The sequence below is a fragment of the Shewanella sp. 10N.286.51.B7 genome (assembly GCF_002873615.1).
Taxonomy (GTDB): domain Bacteria; phylum Pseudomonadota; class Gammaproteobacteria; order Enterobacterales; family Shewanellaceae; genus Shewanella; species Shewanella electrodiphila.
In genome coordinates, this window is sequence record NZ_MCUF01000028.1 from 39432 (window position 1) to 59411 (window position 19980).

At 42.5% G+C, this 19980-nt stretch carries 16 protein-coding genes; 15 read left to right on the top strand and 1 reads right to left on the bottom strand.

Translation table 11 applies throughout. The annotated features are described in order from the left end of the window. Nucleotides 1-17: 17 nt before the first annotated feature. Nucleotides 18-866: a formate dehydrogenase accessory sulfurtransferase FdhD gene (locus BCU84_RS08090; protein ID WP_229370273.1), complete on the bottom strand. Its 849-nt coding sequence runs from the start codon at nucleotides 864-866 to the stop codon at nucleotides 18-20. Nucleotides 867-1280: 414 nt separating this feature from the next. Between BCU84_RS08090 and BCU84_RS08095 the strand changes: the two genes are divergently transcribed. The 15 genes from BCU84_RS08095 (at nucleotide 1281) to BCU84_RS08165 (ending at nucleotide 19951) form a co-directional block, all read left to right on the top strand. Beyond that, nucleotides 1281-1745 (top strand): DUF3305 domain-containing protein, encoded by a 465-nt coding sequence (locus tag BCU84_RS08095; protein ID WP_102527581.1) that lies wholly within the window; start codon nucleotides 1281-1283, stop codon nucleotides 1743-1745. Then, nucleotides 1745-2374: a DUF3306 domain-containing protein gene (locus tag BCU84_RS08100; RefSeq protein ID WP_102527582.1), complete on the top strand. Its 630-nt coding sequence runs from the start codon at nucleotides 1745-1747 to the stop codon at nucleotides 2372-2374. Before BCU84_RS08095 ends, BCU84_RS08100 begins: the two co-directional genes overlap by 1 nt. 160 nt (nucleotides 2375-2534) lie before the next feature. Then, a complete protein-coding gene (locus BCU84_RS08105) occupies nucleotides 2535-4208 on the top strand; it encodes a 4Fe-4S binding protein (protein WP_102527583.1) in 1674 nt (557 codons plus the stop codon). 10 nt (nucleotides 4209-4218) lie between these two features. Continuing rightward, the gene (locus BCU84_RS08110; protein WP_102527584.1) at nucleotides 4219-4908 is read left to right on the top strand and encodes a molecular chaperone TorD family protein; all 690 of its coding nucleotides are present in this window, start codon (nucleotides 4219-4221) and stop codon (nucleotides 4906-4908) included. Nucleotides 4909-5046: 138 nt separating this feature from the next. Beyond that, nucleotides 5047-5247, top strand: coding sequence for a twin-arginine translocation signal domain-containing protein (locus BCU84_RS08115; RefSeq protein ID WP_102527585.1), 201 nt, complete (start codon nucleotides 5047-5049; stop codon nucleotides 5245-5247). A 17-nt stretch (nucleotides 5248-5264) separates the two neighbouring features. After that, complete coding sequence (locus tag BCU84_RS08120) at nucleotides 5265-8114, top strand: formate dehydrogenase subunit alpha (RefSeq protein ID WP_102527586.1); 2850 nt, start codon at nucleotides 5265-5267, stop codon at nucleotides 8112-8114. A gap of 26 nt (nucleotides 8115-8140) precedes the next feature. Beyond that, nucleotides 8141-8737 carry a formate dehydrogenase FDH3 subunit beta gene (fdh3B, locus tag BCU84_RS08125; protein WP_102527587.1) on the top strand — a complete coding sequence of 199 codons (597 nt, stop codon included), beginning with the start codon at nucleotides 8141-8143 and terminating at the stop codon, nucleotides 8735-8737. Nucleotides 8738-8787: 50 nt separating this feature from the next. Beyond that, the gene (locus BCU84_RS08130; RefSeq protein ID WP_102527588.1) at nucleotides 8788-9798 is read left to right on the top strand and encodes a formate dehydrogenase subunit gamma; all 1011 of its coding nucleotides are present in this window, start codon (nucleotides 8788-8790) and stop codon (nucleotides 9796-9798) included. Between the two features lie 819 nt (nucleotides 9799-10617). Next, complete coding sequence (locus BCU84_RS08135) at nucleotides 10618-10815, top strand: twin-arginine translocation signal domain-containing protein (RefSeq protein ID WP_102527589.1); 198 nt, start codon at nucleotides 10618-10620, stop codon at nucleotides 10813-10815. Between the two features lie 17 nt (nucleotides 10816-10832). Continuing rightward, complete coding sequence (locus BCU84_RS08140) at nucleotides 10833-13688, top strand: molybdopterin-dependent oxidoreductase (protein ID WP_102527590.1); 2856 nt, start codon at nucleotides 10833-10835, stop codon at nucleotides 13686-13688. 28 nt (nucleotides 13689-13716) lie between these two features. After that, nucleotides 13717-14286: a formate dehydrogenase FDH3 subunit beta gene (gene fdh3B / locus BCU84_RS08145; RefSeq protein WP_102527591.1), complete on the top strand. Its 570-nt coding sequence runs from the start codon at nucleotides 13717-13719 to the stop codon at nucleotides 14284-14286. 74 nt (nucleotides 14287-14360) lie between these two features. Then, nucleotides 14361-15350 (top strand): formate dehydrogenase subunit gamma, encoded by a 990-nt coding sequence (locus BCU84_RS08150; protein WP_102527592.1) that lies wholly within the window; start codon nucleotides 14361-14363, stop codon nucleotides 15348-15350. 310 nt (nucleotides 15351-15660) lie between these two features. Next, nucleotides 15661-16998 (top strand): coproporphyrinogen III oxidase family protein, encoded by a 1338-nt coding sequence (locus BCU84_RS08155; protein WP_102527593.1) that lies wholly within the window; start codon nucleotides 15661-15663, stop codon nucleotides 16996-16998. 171 nt (nucleotides 16999-17169) lie between these two features. After that, the gene (locus BCU84_RS08160) at nucleotides 17170-18009 is read left to right on the top strand and encodes a PfkB family carbohydrate kinase (RefSeq protein WP_102527594.1); all 840 of its coding nucleotides are present in this window, start codon (nucleotides 17170-17172) and stop codon (nucleotides 18007-18009) included. Between the two features lie 484 nt (nucleotides 18010-18493). Continuing rightward, on the top strand, nucleotides 18494-19951 hold the full coding sequence (locus BCU84_RS08165) for a sensor domain-containing diguanylate cyclase (protein WP_102527595.1): 1458 nt from the start codon (nucleotides 18494-18496) through the stop codon (nucleotides 19949-19951). Nucleotides 19952-19980 lie beyond the last annotated feature (29 nt).

Below are 19980 nucleotides of genomic sequence, written 5' to 3' on the forward strand. Positions count from 1 at the left end.
AGCGTGAATAAATGATGTTATTTCTCTTTATTAGCATCAAATTCAATGTTTTCAGCGCCATGGTAAACCAAGAAGTGGCGCCCTTTAGCTCGCGCAATAATGGTAATGCCCATCTTCTGTGCTAATTCAAGTCCCATTTGGGTTACACCACTACGAGAAAGCAATACTGGAATCCCCATCTTGGCAACCTTAATCACCATCTCACTGGTTAAACGACCGGTGGTATAAAAGATCTTATCATTGCCGTTCTCACCTTCAAGCCACATATCACCCGCTAGAGTATCAACAGCATTGTGACGCCCGACATCTTCAATAAAGGCCTGAATGGTATCGTCTTTACAAATACCGCAACCATGTACCGCGCCAGCATTCTTATAGGTCTCGTTATAAGCGTTGATATTTTTTAGCAAGCTATACAAGGTAGATTGCTTGAGTTCTGGTGTCGGTAAGTTGATATCATCTAACCCTTGCATGAAACCGCCATACACCGTGCCTTGTCCACAACCTGAGGTCACTGTTTTTTCAGAGAGCTTTGCATCTAAATCGGCGGTTTGTTCTTGCGTCAGAATAGCTGCCGAATTGACATCCCAATCGACAATAATTGATTCGAGTAAATTCGCATCATTCACAAACCCCTGGTTTTTCAAATAGCCAAGGGCAAGAGACTCAGGCTTAGCGCCCAAAGTCATTAAGGTCACAATGGGTTGCCAATTCAAGTAAACCGTCAGTGGTCGCTCGCAGGCGACAAATTTATCAATGCTCTCGCCTAATTCATTTATGGCTTTAACTGGCAAGGTTAAAGGCACTTCTGCTTGAGTTTTGACGAGTTTCAGTGGGGCTTTAGCACGTGTATTGGATTGCGTCATTGATATTGAGGCCTCTGACTGTGTCATCCATTGCCGTCATCGGCTTTAAGATGAGTATCGTGATTAAAGTAACTGCGTATCAGCATAGCAACTTTTGTTCCCGTAACAGCAAGTAGATTGTAAATGCGTGATCTAACACAAAAGTTAATCAGGAACAGCTAATTAACGTAGCCTTATGTCCTAGTAAAATTAGCAATATGGACAAATTGTCCTACTCTTAATGTTGAATAAGAGATCTAGGTCAAATTTTTGGTTTGATTTTATTTGGCACTATTATTGCAGATTAATGACTATATAGAGGAATAAGGCCATATTTCGTATTTGAAAAGGTCACGCAATTGTTAATTAAGTTTATGTATTTATTGTTCTTTTGTTTATTCCTCGTTGATTCATGTTTTTAAGGGCACAGCTTTTATGCAACACACTGAAAATGTTTGGCCTATGTACGTATCACTCAAGAAAGTTGAGAAAATGATAGGTCGGTGGCCATCGGTGACGTGGGAAGTCGATCAAATGCTTCCTGCGACTCACGAAGCTCCCGAGGGCGCGAAGTTAGTGTTATTTGAATTACATAAAGATGAGCGCGGAAGTTACCGTATCAATTTAGATATGGACAACACCATGCTTTATATCGTGTGTGATGAGCTAGCGGATGGAACCTATGTTCCTGCCGTTATTTCATGTGACCAAAATGTCGCTGCCGGTTGCTTAGAGTCAGAAACTCCGGTGTTAAATATGCCGATGCCAGAAGCATTAGCATGTTGGGTTGAAGCATTTATCACGCGTCATGGAGAAGTTGAAATTTCAGCTAAACGACGTAAACACGTTAATCGCCGCAAGGATCAAGGCCCAAGTACAGATCACCTTCGGAGTCATTAATGAGCGATAAACCTAGAGGATTTTTCTCTCGCTGGACAGAGCGTCGCGAACAAGTTGAAGCAGAAGCTGCTGAGTTAGCTCAACAAGAGCAACAAGCACAAGCTTTACAGGCGCAAGCTGATAACGAAGAAATCCCAAGTAATGATGCTCAAGCTGAGTCGGCAGAAGCAGACCAACCTGAGAAGATACTTGAAGCTGAAGATTTACCTGATCCAGAAAAAATCGAAGTTGGCGGTAGTTTTGCTTCGTTTATGGGAGCTAATGTCTCTCCTGAGGCAAAATCGGCAGCGTTAAAAGCGTTATGGAAACAACCACAGTATAACGAAATTGATGGCTTACTTGAGTATGCCTTAGATTACAGCAACCAACCCAAACTGAGCCCAGAAGTCTCTGCTGAGTTGGCCAAAAAAGTTTTCCGAAACGTCATGAAAGACGAGAAAGAAACAGCTGAAGATGAAGAGTTATTAGCCAGTGAGGGAGATGACACAGTTGGTGATGCAGCTGATGCCCCACAAGGTATAAATGAGAAGAGTGAATTAGTCGCAGAGACTGACTTAATTAATCAGAATGATGATCTGATTCTGGCGCAGGAAGTGGAACAACCGCTTCAAAGCCAAGTAAAAGTCTAGTTCGACGCAATAATTTTATGTCCACTATTTTGGCGTGTTAGGTGTTTTACTTATTGTTTTAGCTGATGTAATTAACGCGAGTAGATGACGCATTGATTATGAATGGATTGAACAGCGTAATAAGTATTCCCCGCAGCTGAAAACTGTTCAGGAACGCAATGTGAGCAATAGTCAAACCCCGCTTGAACTACAACAAGTTCGCCAGCAGGTATTAGCACAGACTCAAGTGATCCAAAACTTGATCCCACCAACAGTCAGTTATACGACTGAAGGCAATGTGTTAGTCATCGGCCCAGAAGATTTGGCTCGATTAGCTGCAGACAAACTGTCTACTATGGCCAATACCGTAATTTTGGCTAACGAAGCCATTACTAGCCAAGATGAAGCGCATCTTGAAGCGGTAATGAATGCTGCTGTGAATAGTGAAAGCTATTACAACAAACTTATCTCTGTTAAAGGCTTTTTAGGCCAATTCCAAGTAACAGTAGAAAGTGACGGACAAGACAGTAAAGCAGCTGAATTAAGCTTAGTCGCCATCCGTAAGCCGCATTTTGATATCGTTTTAGATTTGAGCATGGAGCCATGTTTAAACCTTGAAATGCTGCCACCGGGTTACTTTTACGTCGGCCAAGATGCTGAAAAACTCGCTGATGCATTAGAGCAAATTCCAGACCTTGTTGGTGAGTTTGATAAGCCACGCTATGTGAAAGTGAACAGTGATATCTGTGCACATAACCGTAATGGCGTTAATGGCTGTAACCGTTGTTTGAATTTCTGTCCTGCAGATGCGATTAGCAGTATCGAGCAGAAAATTGAAATCGATCCATACCTTTGTCATGGTGCTGGCAGTTGTACCAATGCTTGCCCAACTGGTGCAATCGCATTTGATTTACCAACGCCACAAGCACTTCATAGTTACATTCAAAAGTTAATTAGCCGCTACCTTGAGCAAGCTCAAGCTGCACCTGTCATCTTATTCCATGACAGTGCCGTTGGTGCTGAATTAATTACTGCAGATTTGGTCGGTGACATTATTCCGGTTGAGCTGGAAGAAATTACCGTTGCCAGTATTGATCATTGGATGTCAGCGTTAGCTTGGGGCGCACGTCAGGTATTAATTTTAAATACAGATGCAACTGCACCGACATTGACGCAAATGTTGAACGGTGAATTGTCGCTGGCGAATACTATTTTAGATGAAATGGGTCAGCCGCAACGTATTAGTTTAATTGATACAGAGACCTTAGCGTCACTTAATGACAAATTGGCTATAAGTTTAGATTGGCCATTAACTGTGCCAGCAGCTTTCACGCAAACAACCAAGCGTGAAACATTATATGCAGCTATTGATCATCTTAATCAACAAGCTGCAGCAAGTGACACCTGTATTGCTATTCACAATGTGCCTTACGGTAAAGTCGAAGTTAATCAAGACAAATGTACTTTATGTATGTCTTGTGTGGCGACTTGCCCTACTCAAGCATTGACTGATGGCGGTGATAAACCTGCACTACATTTTGTTGAACAAGACTGTGTTCAGTGTGGGTTATGTGAAAGCTCTTGTCCTGAGAATGTGATTACGATTACTTCGCAAGTCAACTTAGACCAAGCGTCACGTCAGCAGCGCCAAACGTTAAAAGAAGAGGCTCCGTTCGAGTGTATTCGTTGCGGAACCGCTTTTGCTACACAATCAATGGTTCATCGCATGATTGATATGATTGGAGGTCACTCAGCATTTAACGCCAACATTGAGCGGTTAAAAATGTGTGGTGATTGCCGCGTAAAAGATATGTTTGAAGACATTCTTGAAGACCCTGAGAAGCAACTTCGATAAGAGACCCGATATGACCGAATTAGTTAGAGAAATTTCAGAAAACGATCAGCTACGGGCAGATATTTACCAAATATTAGCAGCCTTATTACGCCGTGAGCCAAGTGCTGAACTGCTAGCGTTTTTAGCTGAGCTTGAAATCGATGCTGAAGAAGAAAATGACATGACAGCGGCTTGGGCTGCATTGAAAGTTGCTGCAACTCAGTACACCGAAAAAGAACTCGAAGAAGAATACTTCAACATTTTTTACGGTGTTGGTCGTGGTGAAGTATTGCCTTATGCAAGTTGGTTTATGACAGGTTCATTGATGGATAAGCCTTTGGCTTTATTGCGTCAAGACCTACTGCAACTGGGTTTTGCTCGCGAAGATGAAGTGAAAGAGCCTGAAGATCATGTTGCTGCATTATGTGAAGTGATGGGGACTCTGATTTTAGAAGCACCCGGTTACCGTCAGTTAGCGTTTTACCAACGCCATATTGGCAGCTGGATAGCTCGTTTTTGTGACACATTAGAAAAAACACCTAGTGCTGCATTTTACGCTCCAGTTGCATTACTAGCTAAAGCATTTTTTGAAGTAGAAGCAAATGAATTTGAGCAATTAAGCTTAGATATCCCTGTGAACTGCCCAGGCAGTGAAGCAGAAGCTTCTGCATCAGAATCTGCAGAAAAAATTGAACCTTCAACCAATGAATTGGCATCTTAATTAGCCTACATTGTTGTTGGTACAAAGATTTATGCCACTGAATGTAAATTCAGTGGCATAGACCGAAACGGGAGGTTACTCCCACTCAATCTAGGGTGTATTTACCCTTTTATGTTAAGCGTTTATTAAGGAGAGACTATGAAGAAGCAAGCTTCCGACATGGGTCGTCGTCAAATGCTAAAAGCATTGGCTGTCGGCAGTGCCGCTGGCGCAGTTGCTACTGTTAGCGGACAAGCTCTAGCTGCCTCACCAGAAGCCACACCAGTTGTGGGTAAAAGTGATGGTTATAGAGAAACAAGCCATGTACGTAGTTACTACGACACGTTACGTAGTAAGTAATTTAAGGAGAATATGTGATGCGATTAACCCGCAAAACAGAGACAGTTGAAGTGGCAGATAAGCCTGCACTTGGACTGAATCGTCGCCAATTTTTAAAGTCAGCAACATTCGCAACAGGTGGTATCGCCGCTGCATCAATGCTTGGTGCTGGAATGATGCGTAAAGCAGAAGCTAAAGACGTACCACATGATGCACCAACTGAAGTAAAACGTACTATTTGTTCTCACTGTTCAGTGGGCTGTGGTATTTACGCTGAAGTACAAAATGGTGTGTGGACAGGTCAAGAACCTGCATTCGATCACCCATTTAACGCTGGTGGTCACTGTGCTAAAGGTGCTGCACTACGTGAGCACGGTCATGGTGAGAAACGTCTTAAGTACCCAATGAAGCTGGAAGGCGGAAAGTGGAAGAAACTTTCTTGGGAACAAGCGATTGAAGAAGTAGGTCAAAAAGCCCTCGACATTCGTCAAGAGTCAGGCCCTGATTCAGTGTTCTTCATGGGTAGTGCAAAGTTCTCAAACGAACAAGCTTATATGTACCGCAAATTAGCGGCAATGTGGGGCACGAACAACGTCGACCACTCTGCACGTATTTGTCACTCTACCACTGTAGCCGGTGTTGCAAACACTTGGGGTTACGGTGCGCAAACGAACTCATTTAATGACATTCGTAAATCGAAAGCGATGATGTTTATCGGTTCGAACCCTTGTGAAGCTCACCCAGTTTCAATGCAACACATCCTTGAAGGTAAAGAGCGCGGCGCGAAAATTATCGTAGTCGACCCTCGTTTCACCCGAACTGCAGCTAAGTCTGACGAGTTCGTGCATATTCGTCCTGGTACGGATATTCCTTACATTTATGGTTTGTTGTGGCACATTTTTGAAAACGGCTGGGAAGACCAAACTTTCATCGACCAACGTGTATACGGTATGGAACGTATCCGTGAGGAAGTGAAGAAGTGGAACCCTGCGGAAGTTGAAAATGTTGCTGGTGTACCAGAAAAGCAAATGCATCGCGTGGCTAAATTACTCGCAGAGACTAAGCCTGGTACTGTGGTTTGGTGTATGGGTGGTACTCAGCATCACGTCGGTAATGCGAACACTCGTGCATACTGTATCCTCCAATTAGCCCTTGGTAACATGGGTGTTGAAGGTGGTGGTACTAACATTTTCCGTGGTCATGATAACGTTCAAGGTGCAACTGACTTTGGCTTATTGTTCGATACATTACCTGGTTACTACGGCCTGAAAACGGGTTCTTGGAAGCATTGGTGTAATGTATGGGATCTTGATTTCGATTGGGTTAAAAGCCGTTTCGACCAAGCTCAACATTTAGGCCAAGACCCAATGACTTCAACGGGTATCCCATGTTCACGTTGGCATGATGGTGTACTTGAAGACAAATCTAAGATTGCTCAGAACGACAACATCCGTATGTCATTCTTCTGGGGTCAATCAGTTAACACTGAAACTCGTGGCCGTGAAGTGCGTGAAGCATTGAACAAAATGGACACAGTAGTTGTTGTGGATCCTTTCCCAACAATGGCAGGTGTCATGCACGAACGTACTGATGGTGTGTATTTACTGCCAGCAGCGACACAGTTTGAAACTTACGGTTCTGTATCGGCTTCAAACCGTTCACTACAGTGGCGTACACAGGTTATCGATCCTTTATTTGAGTCAAAAGCTGACCACATTATTATGTACAAGCTGGCGAAAAAATGGGGCATCGAAGCTGAATTCTGTAAGCATATTAAAGTGAATGGCGATGAGCCATTAATCGAAGATATGACGCGCGAGTTCAACAAAGGTATGTGGACTATTGGTTACACAGGCCAAAGCCCTGAGCGTTTGAAAATGCACCAAGAAAACTGGGGCACTTTCGATATTGAAAGCTTAGAAGCACCAGGTGGTCCAGCTAAAGGTGAGACTTATGGTTTACCTTGGCCTTGTTGGGGCACACCAGAAAACAAACATCCAGGTACACAAATTCTGTACCGTACTGGACGTGAAGTTAAGTATGGTGGTGGTAACTTCCGTGCACGTTACGGTGTAGAGCATGAAGGTAACAACATTCTTGCGGAAGGTTCTTACTCTAAAGGCAGTGAAATTCAAGACGGTTATCCTGAATTTACCGCAGACATGCTTAAACAGCTTGGCTGGTGGGATGATTTAACCGCTGAAGAAAAAGTTCATGCTGAAGGGAAAAACTGGAAAACAGATATTTCTGGTGGTATCCAACGTGTTGCGATTAATCACGGTTGTATCCCTTACGGTAACGCGAAAGCGCGTGTTATTGTTTGGAACTTCCCTGATGATATTCCAATCCATCGCGAGCCATTATATACCCCTCGTCGTGACTTAGTGTCTAAGTACCCAACCTACGAAGATCGTATGGTTGCACGTCTTCCTACTCTGTATAAGTCTATTCAAGATAAAGACTTTGCAAAAGACTTCCCATTAGCAGTAACGACGGGGCGTTTAGTTGAGTATGAAGGTGGTGGTGAAGAAACGCGCTCAAATCCATGGCTTGCAGAATTACAGCAAGAAATGTTTATTGAGATTAACCCTGCTGATGCAGCAGATCGCGGCTTACGTGATGGTGATGACGTATTCGTTCACAGTCCAGAAGGCGCTAAAATCACAGTTAAAGCAATGGTGACTCCACGAGTCATTGCTGGTGAATGTTTCATGCCATACCACTTCGCTGGTGTTTTCGAAGGCAAGAGCCTAGAGAAAAACTACCCAGAAGGCACGGTTCCTTATGTTATTGGTGAAGCTGCCAATACAGTAATGACCTATGGTTATGACGTTGTGACTCAGATGCAAGAGACGAAGTCTAGCTTGTGTCAGATCAGCAAAGCCTAATTAACTTGATGAGGAGATAAGCCACTATGGCAGTCATGAAATTTTTGTGTGACACAAAACGCTGCATCGAGTGTAACGGTTGCGTCACAGCTTGTAAGAACGAAAACGATTCCGCTCTAGAGTGGGGTATTCAACGTCGTCGCGTGGTTACTATCAATGATGGTGAACCAGGCGAAGCATCAATTTCAGTTGCATGTATGCACTGTACAGATGCACCTTGTATGGCCGTTTGTCCGGCGGATTGTTTTTATCAAACCGACGACGGCATTGTACTGCATGATAAAGATACTTGTATCGGTTGTGGTTACTGTTTCTATGCTTGTCCTTTCGGTGCACCTCAGTTCCCGAAAAAGACAGCATTTGGCAGTCGCGGCAAAATGGATAAGTGTACTTTCTGTGCCGGTGGCCCAGAAGAGAACCATTCAGAAGCCGAGCGTCAGAAGTATGGTGCAAACCGTATTGCTGAAGGTAAATTACCTATGTGTGCAGAGCTTTGTTCAACCAAAGCATTGTTAGCTGGTGATGCAGATATCGTATCGACTATTTACCGCGAACGTATGGCGAAACGTGGTAACCCGGATGCAATTTGGGGTTACGACCCTAAAACGGGTGATATGGTTTAGGCAGAGCAAAAGGTTACGGGCTTTTGTCCGTAACCAAGCAAGGAGTGACAATGTTAAACAAACAGTTAAACAAATCACTGCGTAGCTTGTTTGCTCTGTTGGTTCTGGTGATGGGGTTGGGTTTTTCAACCACAACCTTAGCAGCAGATGAACAATCAAGTAAGCAGCAGGCAGCAAAAGATAACCCAGCTGAATTATGGCGGGCTGTAAAAGGCGGTGAAACTGGTCGCACTACAGCACAAGGCATTGAACCTGGAGTATTAATCAATGTTGGTGGCAATGAAGGTAGAATTATTAGGGATGACTATATTACCCCTGCAGTAGCGTTAGCGCTTGTAGGTGTATTTGGTGCATTTTTAGTGTTCTATTTTGTCAATGGTCCAGCAAAATTAACCAAAGGTTTTTCAGGCAAGATGGTTGAACGATGGTCTAAAGCAGATATTTTACTGCATTGGATTATGGCAATTGCTTGTTTAATCTTAATGCTGACAGGTTTGATGATCATATTAGGTAAATTTGCTATTCAACCTTATGTGAGTGCCAGCATTTGGGCCGGGGTCATTGCTTTCAGTAAGTTTGTGCATGATTGGACAGGTCCTGTTTTCATCGTATCTTGGTTGGTATGTATTGTTAAATGGATGCCACTACAAACCATTAAAATGTACGATTTGAAGTGGTTCCTTGTGGTCGGTGGTTACATCAACTTTGGTCCATTCAAAGGAAAGCATCCAGACAGTGGCTTTGCCAATGCTGGTGAAAAGATGTGGTTTTGGACCTTAGTATTCTTTGGTCTATTTATCAGCGTATCAGGCATGATGTTAGTGCTTCCTGGCTTAGATTTACCGCGAGAAGCTTCAATGCTTGCGTTACTTGTTCATGGTGTTAGTGCTGCAATTTTAATTGCATTCACGATAGTACACATTTGGATGGCAACAGCATTAAGTGAAGGTGGTATGGAATCAATGGTTTCAGGTTATTGTGATGAGAACTGGGCAATCCAGCATCACAATCTTTGGTACGATGAAATCAAAGCTAACGGTACCTTGAAATACCAAGAGTAATTGAACTAAGCCAATAAGGCTAAAGCAGTGAAAAACACCTCAACTGAGCTAATCTCGTTGGGGTGTTTTTATTGGTAGAGGTTTTATTTTTGTAAAGACGCTATGGAAAAATGTTGCCTCTGTTTATCAAACTACCAGTCTAATTTCCCAGCTTACATTTAAAAATTACTTCAAACTAACCCGAGTTTGAAGGTCATTCAAAGCCCTCGATTTTGGGGCTGATTGTTTGTCTTTTGGTGTGTCTTTTGGTTCTGTCATTATCCCTTTAATTGCCCCTTTAACTGTCACTCAATTTAAGCATTGTTCGTAGAATCATTTGGCGTAAGAAGTCACTTGATTGTTAATGAGTCGATAAACATTATTTAGGCCGTTGCTTGGGTATCGTTAATAGCTAAGAGTACTATCGCCGTTAGTTTTAAGTCATAAATGCTATAAGTGAATAATAAGGATTCTCAATAACAAGGATAGCTTATCAACTATCTAACTGCATGAGATGTTAAGGTTTTTAACAAATGTAGCTTTGCGGATTAAGCTGCAGATTTGTTCATTTCAAAAGCAAACCTTTCTAAAATATGACCCAGTTAACGCTTTGTTGATTCCATCGCTTTTTTTGGAATGTGAACTGGTGCTAGATCAATTTTTTTCGACCACTCTCCCTATATATTAGCGGCGTAAAATTTTTAACATTATTCATTTAGAAGTGTTTTTACCTTTTGGATTCACTTTCATTAACTTGTTGTTAACAACAGGTTTTGAGGAATCGAGAAGGCCTATTAGGGCATCAACCGATGAGTTGGTGTGATTTAACCGGGAGTAAAGATGAAGAAGCAACAGCCTGATCTGAACCGCAGATCTTTGCTGAAAGCCATCACCGTAGGTAGCGCTGCTACTGCAGCAATTGCTGTTTCAGGTGTGAGTGTGGCCCAAGCAACCGAGAGTAACGTTAGCAGCAAAAATGCTAAAGGTTACAAAGAAACTGCGCATATTCGTAGCTACTACGATAGCTTACGCGGCTAATTCAGGAGAAATAAGCGATGAAGTTAACTCGCAAGTCTACCGCAGCACCTAAAGCTGCATCAAAGTCGCTCGGTATTAACCGTCGTCAATTTATGAAGAATGCAGGTATTGCAACAGGTGGTATCGCCGCTGCTTCATTAATGGGCACTGGTATGATGCGTAGAGCTGAAGCGCATGATGTACCGCATGATGCACCAACTGAAATCAAACGTACTGTATGTTCTGCATGTGCTGTTGGTTGTGGTTTATACGCTGAAGTACAAAATGGCGTTTGGACAGGTCAAGAGCCTGCATTCGATCATCCATTTAACGCTGGTGGTCACTGTGCGAAAGGTGCTGCTATCCGTGAACATGGTCATGGCGAAAAGCGTCTTAAATACCCAATGAAATTGGTTGACGGCAAGTGGAAGAAACTATCTTGGGAGCAGGCTTACAACGAAGTCGGCGACAAGATGATGGATATCCGTGAAGAATCAGGTCCTGATTCAGTTTACTTTATGGGTAGTGCTAAGTTCTCGAACGAAGGTTGCTACATGTACCGTAAATTTGCGGCAATGTGGGGCACGAACAACGTCGATCACTCTGCTCGTATTTGTCACTCTACCACGGTAGCCGGTGTTGCTAACACTTGGGGCTACGGTGCGCAAACTAACTCTTTCAATGATATCCAGAATGCAAATGCAATCTTCTTCATCGGTGCAAATCCGGCTGAAGCGCATCCAGTTGCAATGCAGCATATCCTTATTGCTAAAGAGAAAAACAACGCAAAAATTATTGTTGTTGACCCACGTTTCTCACGTACTGCTGCACACTCTGATCTTCATTGTGCACTACGTCCAGGTACGGATATCCCTTTCATCTACGGTATGCTTTGGCACATCTTTGAAAACGGTTGGGAAGACAAAACGTTCATCAAAGAACGTGTTTTCGAAATGGAATCAATTCTCGAAGAAGTGAAGAAGTTCCCACCGAAAGAAGTTGCAGACATCACTGGTTGTAGCGAAGAAGAAGTTTACCAAGCTGCGAAAATGATGGCAGATAACCGTCCAGGTACTGTTGTTTGGTGTATGGGTGGTACTCAGCATCACGTAGGTAACGCGAATACACGTGCTTACTGTATCCTTCAATTAGCACTGGGTAACATGGGTGTTTCTGGTGGCGGTACTAACATTTTCCGTGGTCACGATAACGTTCAAGGCGCGACTGATTTAGGTTTGTTATTCGATAACTTACCTGGTTACTACGGCTTAACTTCTGGCGCATGGGATCACTGGACAAACGTGTGGGACATCGAGCTAGACTGGGTGAAAAACCGTTTCGACCAAAATGAATACCTTGGTCGCGTACCAATGAATACTCCTGGTATTCCTTGTTCACGCTGGCATGACGGTGTTTTAGAAACACCTGAAAAATTAGCACAAAAAGACCGTGTACGCATGGGCTTCTTCTGGGGTCAATCAGTTAACACTGAAACGCGTCAAGATGATGTTCGTGACGCACTAGACAAGATGGACACTGTAGTTGTTGTGGATCCATTCCCAACAATGGCTGGTGTAATGCATCGTCGTCAAAACGGTGTTTACTTGCTACCAGCTTGTACTCAGTTCGAAACTGAAGGTTCAGTATCTAACTCTGGTCGTTCACAACAATGGCGTGAAAAAGTTGTTGAGCCATTATTCGAATCAAAAACTGACCTTGAGATTATGTACCGTTTATCTCAAAAGCTTGGTTTTGCAGACGAGTACACTAAGCGTATCGCTAAAGATGCCAATGACGTGCTTGTTATCGAAGACATTACTCGCGAAATTAACCGCGGTATGTGGACCATTGGTATGTCAGGTCAAAGCCCTGAGCGTATCAAAGAGCACACCCAAAACTGGGGCACGTTCAGCAACAAGACACTTGAAGCTGCTGGCGGACCTGCTAAAGGCGAAACTTACGGTTTACCTTGGCCTTGTTGGGGAACTCCTGAGCAGAAGCATCCAGGTACTCAAATTCTTTATAACACAAGCAAGCATGTTCTTGATGGTGGTGGTAATTTCCGTGCACGTTACGGTACCGAATACCAAGGTAAGAACTTGTTAGCTGAAGGCAGCTTCTCTAAAGGTGCTGAAATCACTGACGGTTACCCAGAGTTCACTGCAGACATGCTTAAACAGCTTGGCTGGTTTGACGAGCTAACTGCTGAAGAAAAAGTTCATGCAGAAGGCAAAAACTGGAAAACTGATATCTCAGGTGGTATCCAACGCGTTGCAATGAAGCACGGCTGTATCCCTTACGGTAACGCTAAAGCTCGTTGTATTGTTTGGACATTCCCTGACCAAGTACCTGTTCACCGTGAGCCGTTATACACGCCTCGTCGTGACTTAGTATCTAAGTATCCAACGTACGCAGATATGCAAGTACATCGTCTACCAACACTTTACAAGTCAATTCAAGACAATGACAACAGCGCTAAGTACCCATTAGCACTGACTTCTGGTCGTCTGGTTGAGTATGAAGGTGGTGGTGAAGAATCTCGTTCTAACCCTTGGCTTGCAGAGCTTCAACAAGAAATGTTTGTTGAAATTAACCCTGCTGATGCTGCTGACCGTGGTCTTCGTGACGGCGACACAGTGTGGTTAGAAGGTGCTGAAGGCGGACGTATTAAGATTAAGGCAATGGTTACTCCACGCGTTAAGCCTGGTGTTACTTGGATGCCTTACCACTTCGCTGGTGAGATGCATGGTGAGAGTCTTGAGGCTAATTACCCAGAAGGCACAGTACCTTACGTACTAGGTGAATCATGTAACACTGCATTGACCTACGGTTATGACCCTGTGACGCAAATGCAGGAAACCAAAGCATCGCTTTGTCAAATTGAAAAAGCGTAACTGCAGCTATAGCTAGGAGAATTGCCAAATGGCTACAATGAAATTTTTATGTGATACCAAGCGCTGCATTGAATGTAATGGTTGTGTCACAGCTTGTAAAAACGAAAACGACTCTGCTTTAGAGTGGGGTATCCAACGTCGTCGTGTTGTCACTATCAATGATGGTGTGCGCGGTGAAGCGTCAATCTCAGTTGCATGTATGCACTGTAGTGATGCACCTTGTATGGCAGTATGTCCTGCAGATTGTTTCTACAAAACAGAAGACGGCATCGTACTTCACGACAAAGATACTTGTATCGGTTGTGGTTACTGTTTATATGCATGTCCTTTCGGTGCTCCACAGTTCCCTCAGTCAGGCGCTTTCGGCAGCCGTGGCAAGATGGACAAGTGTACTTTCTGTGCTGGTGGCCCTGAAGAAGATCATTCACACGCTGAGCGTGAGAAGTACGGTGCTAACCGTGTCGCTGAAGGTAAACTTCCAATGTGTGCTGAGCTTTGTTCAACCAAAGCACTGCTTGCAGGTGATGCAGAAATCGTTTCTGCTATCTTCCGCGAGCGTGTTGCATACCGCGGAGCTAACAAAGGTGTTTGGGGTTAATCTCCAAGCGTGTTAGTCAGCTTAGCTATGATGCCTAGGGCAACCTAGGCATCGAATAGCATAGAGGATGTAATATGAACAAGTGGTTCAAACAAATTGGCGTTGTTATCGCACTGATGTTCAGTGTCATGACCTTCGCCCACGCAAGTGGAAATGTTGAAGAGTCTCTAACCGTTCAAGATGGCAATGCACAATTATGGGCACAGCTTAAAGACGGTGCTGAAGGACGTACGACTTCAACAAGTGAGTTCCATAAACAACCAATCAATACCTATGATTTACGTGTATTTGATTTGCGTAGTGACTGGCTTGCTCCTGCTTTAGCTTTATCGCTATTTGGCATGATCATCATTTTCGTACTGTTTATGAAAATTAACGGTATTTCGAAATTACACGGTGGTTTCACTGGTAAGATGGTATATCGCTGGTCTAAATTTGACGTATCAATTCACTGGCTAGGTGCGATTCCTTGCATGTTATTGATTTTGACAGGTTTAGTACTACTTGCTGGCCGTTACTTCCTTCAGCCATACATTGGTGAAGGTATGTGGGCTGGATTGGTAAATGCTTCTAAAGTTATCCATGATTACATGGCTATCCCATTCATGTTGGGTTGGGCGTTAATGGTAGTACTTTGGGCTAAAAACCAAATGCCAAAAATGTATGACATTAAATGGATGATGGTGGTTGGTGGTTACATTAACTTCGGTCCATTTAAAGGCAAGCACCCTGACGCTGGTTTTGCTAACGCAGGTGAAAAACTATGGTTCTGGGCATTTGCTCTATTCGGTCTAATCATCTCAGTATCAGGAATGTTATTACTGTTCCCGAACTTATTTGAACCAAGCCGTACCTTAAGTTTGATTGCACTAGTTACTCACTCAGTGAGCGCTATCGTAATCTGTGCTTTCTCTATCGTGCATATCTTCATGGCAACCGCTATGTCTGAAGGTGGTATGGATTGTATGGTGTCTGGCTACTGTGATGAGCAGTGGGCTAAACAGCATCACAACCTTTGGTATGATGAAATCAAAGAAAAAGGCGAGCTTAAATATAAAGACTAATTAGTCTCTATATTGAATCGTAAACACCCTCAATAGCTTTGCTTTGAGGGTGTTTTTGTATCTGAATTTTAACGTTCAAAATTACAACATAAAGCTTTGTTATATTTAACATACGGATAGTGTACATTAGGTATTGGTTATTTAATGAGTGCTAATCTGTGATCTCTATGGTAAAAATCAATTGAATCAGTTGTGATTACCTCCTAAGTTATAGATAGTTCACATAATGGTTACTCGATTGAGAGTACTCTGCTCAATCAGCAATCGTTTAGCATTGCGAGTATGTACATATTTTAAGATAGGAAGTGCTATGTCATCAATAATTAAGCCATCAGATAAAATTATCCAATCACCTTACCAGGCCAATATTACTACGCCAGATTGGATGATCAGTGCGATGGAAAAAGTGATGCAATTTTACGTTGACCGTAATTTGCGCTTAGATACTGTATCTGCAGAAATGATGCCGAACCCAGTGGAAGGCAAAAAGTATATGCTCTATGCGCACGTGCCTTTTTGTCATACCTTGTGTTCTTACTGTACTTTTCATCGCTTCTTATTTAATGAAGACAAGGCTCGTCGCTATTTCGTTTCTTTACGTAAAGAAATGGATATGGTTAAAAACCTCGGTTACGATTTCGAATCTATGTACATCGGTGGTGGCACCACAACAGTGCTTGAAGATGAACTTGCTCGCACTATTGAACATGCTAAAAAGCTGTTCCCAAGTATTAAAGAAGTGTCATGTGAATCAGATCCTCAACATTTAGACAGTGAAGGCTTTAAGCAATTAGAAGGCTTAGTCGATCGTATGTCTATTGGTGTACAGAGCTTTAACGATGACATTTTGACCATGACTGACCGTATTGAAAAGTTCGGCACTGGTCAGCAGACTTTTGACCGCATTATGGCGGCTAAAGAATTATTCCCAATTATTAATGTTGATTTGATTTTCGGTTTCCGTGGTCAAACCGATGAAGTTATCCAACATGATTTGGATATGGCTTCAAAATTAGACCCTCGCCAAATCACCACTTATCCATTGATGATTACCCATCAAACCCGTAAGAGTGTGAAAGGCAAGCTAGCCGCACCTCATGGCGACATGGCGCGTCAATACCGTCAAATTCTAAATAGCTTAAATGGCCAGTACACTCAACTTTCTGGTTGGGCTTTTGGTAAAGCCAATAATGAAGGCTTTGATGAATACGTTATCGATTTTGATGAATACTTAGGAGTCGGTTCTGGTTCATTTAGTTTCTTAGATGATACCTTATACGTGAACACTTTCTCGTTGAAGAAATACCAAGAACGTATTGCCAGTGGCAAGATGGGTGTTGAGCAACAAAAGCAATACGGCAAGAAAGAAGTGATGCAATACCGCTTCTTGCTAGGTATGTTCTCAGGCCGTTTGTCACGTAAATACTTCCGCGACACATTTGGTGTTAACTTAGATACCGCATTATTTAAAGAAATGGCTTCAATGAGAGCCATTGGTGCGATTAAGAATGACCCGAATGACCCAGACAACTTGATTTGGACTGATAACGGCAAAATGATGGGCTTGTTAATGATGAAAGAATTTTATTCAGGAATGGATAATGTTCGTGCGCAATTACGTAAACCATTACAAGCCGCTGATATGTAAGTATCTAACGTTTAAGAAATAAGTTAATGAAAGGCAGTGACCATAGTCACTGCCTTTTTTGTTATTTGCAGTATACTGAATTTGAATGCATCATCTCTATTCTCACCATTTTGTCATTTCTATCATAATGATGTTGGTGCATTGAACATTGAATAGTTAAAAGAGATTGCTATGGCCAATATTTTACTGCTTGCCAATATTAACTGTGACCGACTACTTCAGTTAGACAAACCATTACAAACCGGTGGACGTTTTCATTATCAAGATGGTGGTTTACGGCTGGGTGGTGGTGGCGCCAATACAGGGATCGGTCTTGTTTGGGCAGGTCATTCAGTTTCGCTAGTTAGCCAAGTAGGCAATGATAAAATTGGTAACTGGATTTTAGCTCAAGCCAGTACCCAAGGTTTAGATTGTCGCTTAGTAGAACGCTTTCAGGGTAATACCTGTGAAATGCTATTGGTGATGACGCCAGACGGTGAGCGAACCATTATTCGCCCAGAACGTCCAATATTTGCATTATCTTCTCCACCTAATTGGCTGCAATTCGATGCTCTATATACTAATTCTTCTGCAAAAGGTATCAGTGGTTGGACCGAGTCAGCTTTAGACTCCTGCCTTGTCGTGTCGCAACTAGCCAAAGATGAACGAGTGCGCCCATGTCATATTCTCATTGCCTCTATTACCGATATGGAGGGGCGCTGCAATGAAGAAAAATGGCGTTTTGCGACTCAAATAGCCGGTGAGTCATTACGTTACTTTGTGGTAACCGATGGTGAAAATGGAGCCATCGCTTATAGTGAGGATGATCAAGTACATGTACCTGCTGTTCTATCTGAGGTGGTGGATACCACAGGCGCAGGCGATGCATACGCAGCAGGTTTAATTCACTTCCTGTGTGAGCAAAAAAGCATTACTGAAGCGATGGAAGAAGGGGCGAGATGGGCAGCTTTTGCTGTTGCGACGCCAAGCTCTGTTCCTGGTGACGACTTAAAACACTATTTAGCTAACTGAATAGGAAAATAAATAGTTAAGTAAGTGAAGTTGTCTTTTGGTGGATAGCTTCATTTTTCTGTCACATAACTGTCGCGATTATGTCATGTAGTAAATCTATAATTTCGCCGTAATTTGTTGAAAGCCAATTCTTTTCCGCAAAAGATTTAGTTTGATATAGGCCTTCCACTTCCTGGGAGTTAATTACAACCCTATTTAATTTTTTGTTTGAATTTACGACCCTGTATCCCCCCATTTACAGGGTCTTTTTTTATCTCGGTAAAAATAAAGGATTTGCAATACCTGATAAATACAGAGTTTTTGGCTCAAAAATCCGATGCGCCTTCATTGCTTTTCAGTTAGTATTTACATTGGTTTAACATGTTCGCATATACCAGTTCTTATCAAGCTAATAATAGATTGCCACTTGCCTATGTAGTCACATACATCAGTAACCACTTGCATCCATTACTACTTTGAAGAGCTCAGTTTTAGTAGGGGCGTTATGGGAAATAAAGTTTGGAACGATAAAAAGCGTTTTATTTGGATGTTATCCATACTGCTTTTAGCTGCATTTATTGTCACAAGTGGAATTAGCTACCAAGTTGCACATGAATCATTAAGCGAGCAAATAGAAGATAATACATTGCCGCTGACCAGTGACAATATCTATTCTGAAATTCAACAAGACCTTCTACGACCTATCTTTATATCCTCGTTAATGGCGCAAGATACCTTTGTTCGGGACTGGACCATTAATGATGAGCAAGACCCTGAAAAACTGATCCGATACCTTAACGAAATCCAGCAAAAATATAATACGGTAACCAGTTTTTTCATCTCTGAATCGAGTCGGAATTACTATCATTCCAGTGGTGTGCTAAAAAAAATTGAAGATGTTTCAAGTGAAGATGCTTGGTATTTTCGAGTACGTTCATTACCTAAGTCAGAAGACTATGAAATTAACATTGATACCGATACCGCCGATAAAAATCGTACGGTCATTTATGTTAATTATAAGGTGTATGACTTTGAAGGTAATTTCATTGGTGTCACCGGTGTAGGTTTGGCCGTTGAAAGCGTGAAAAAGATGATTGAGCTATACCAGACACGTTATAACCGCAAAGTTTATTTCTCTGATAGACAAGGCAATATTACTTTGCGCAGCAAAGGGTTTGATGGTGCGACTACTTTACAATCGACAGCAGGGTTAGAGAAGTTAGCAACCCGTATTTTAACCAGCCCAAGTGCATCTTTTTCCTATAGGCGAGATAACAGAACGATTTATTTGAATAGCCGTTTGGTTGAAGAGTTTCAATGGTATTTGATGGTTGAGCAAGATGAAGTGTTGGCAGAAAAGAAATTGCTCACAACATTTTGGCTCAACATTGGTTTGAGTTTAGTGGTGACCTTTGGGATTTTATTGATTGCCAATATGACTTTGGGTAAATACCAAAGAAAATTGGAAATGATGGCGTCGACAGATAAATTAACTGGTGCAGCCAACAGGCAAGCGTTTGAAGAATACTTTACCCCAGCTTTATCTCGATCTTTGGTCGAGTCAACACCGATGGCTGTGCTCATTATCGATATCGATCATTTCAAACAAGTGAATGATAAATATGGGCATAATATCGGAGATCTGGTGATTCAGTCTGCAGCCAATGTACTCAAGTCAAACCTTAAAGAAGCGGATTTACTTTGTCGCTGGGGTGGGGAGGAGTTTTTGGTATTATTACCTAATATGAATATCAGTCAGGCGCATGAATTAGCTGATCGCATGCGTGAAACTGTCGCTGCTAGAAGTATCAAAGTGAATGGCAATGATATTAATATCACCATTAGCAGCGGCGTTGCTGAGTATCGTAAAACTGAGACACCTGAAGAACTCATTAACCGCGCAGATATCGCCTTGTATCAAGCAAAGGAGCAAGGTCGAAATCAGGTGGTGTTGTCTTATTAATTCACAGTTAATAAATTCTATATTTGTTC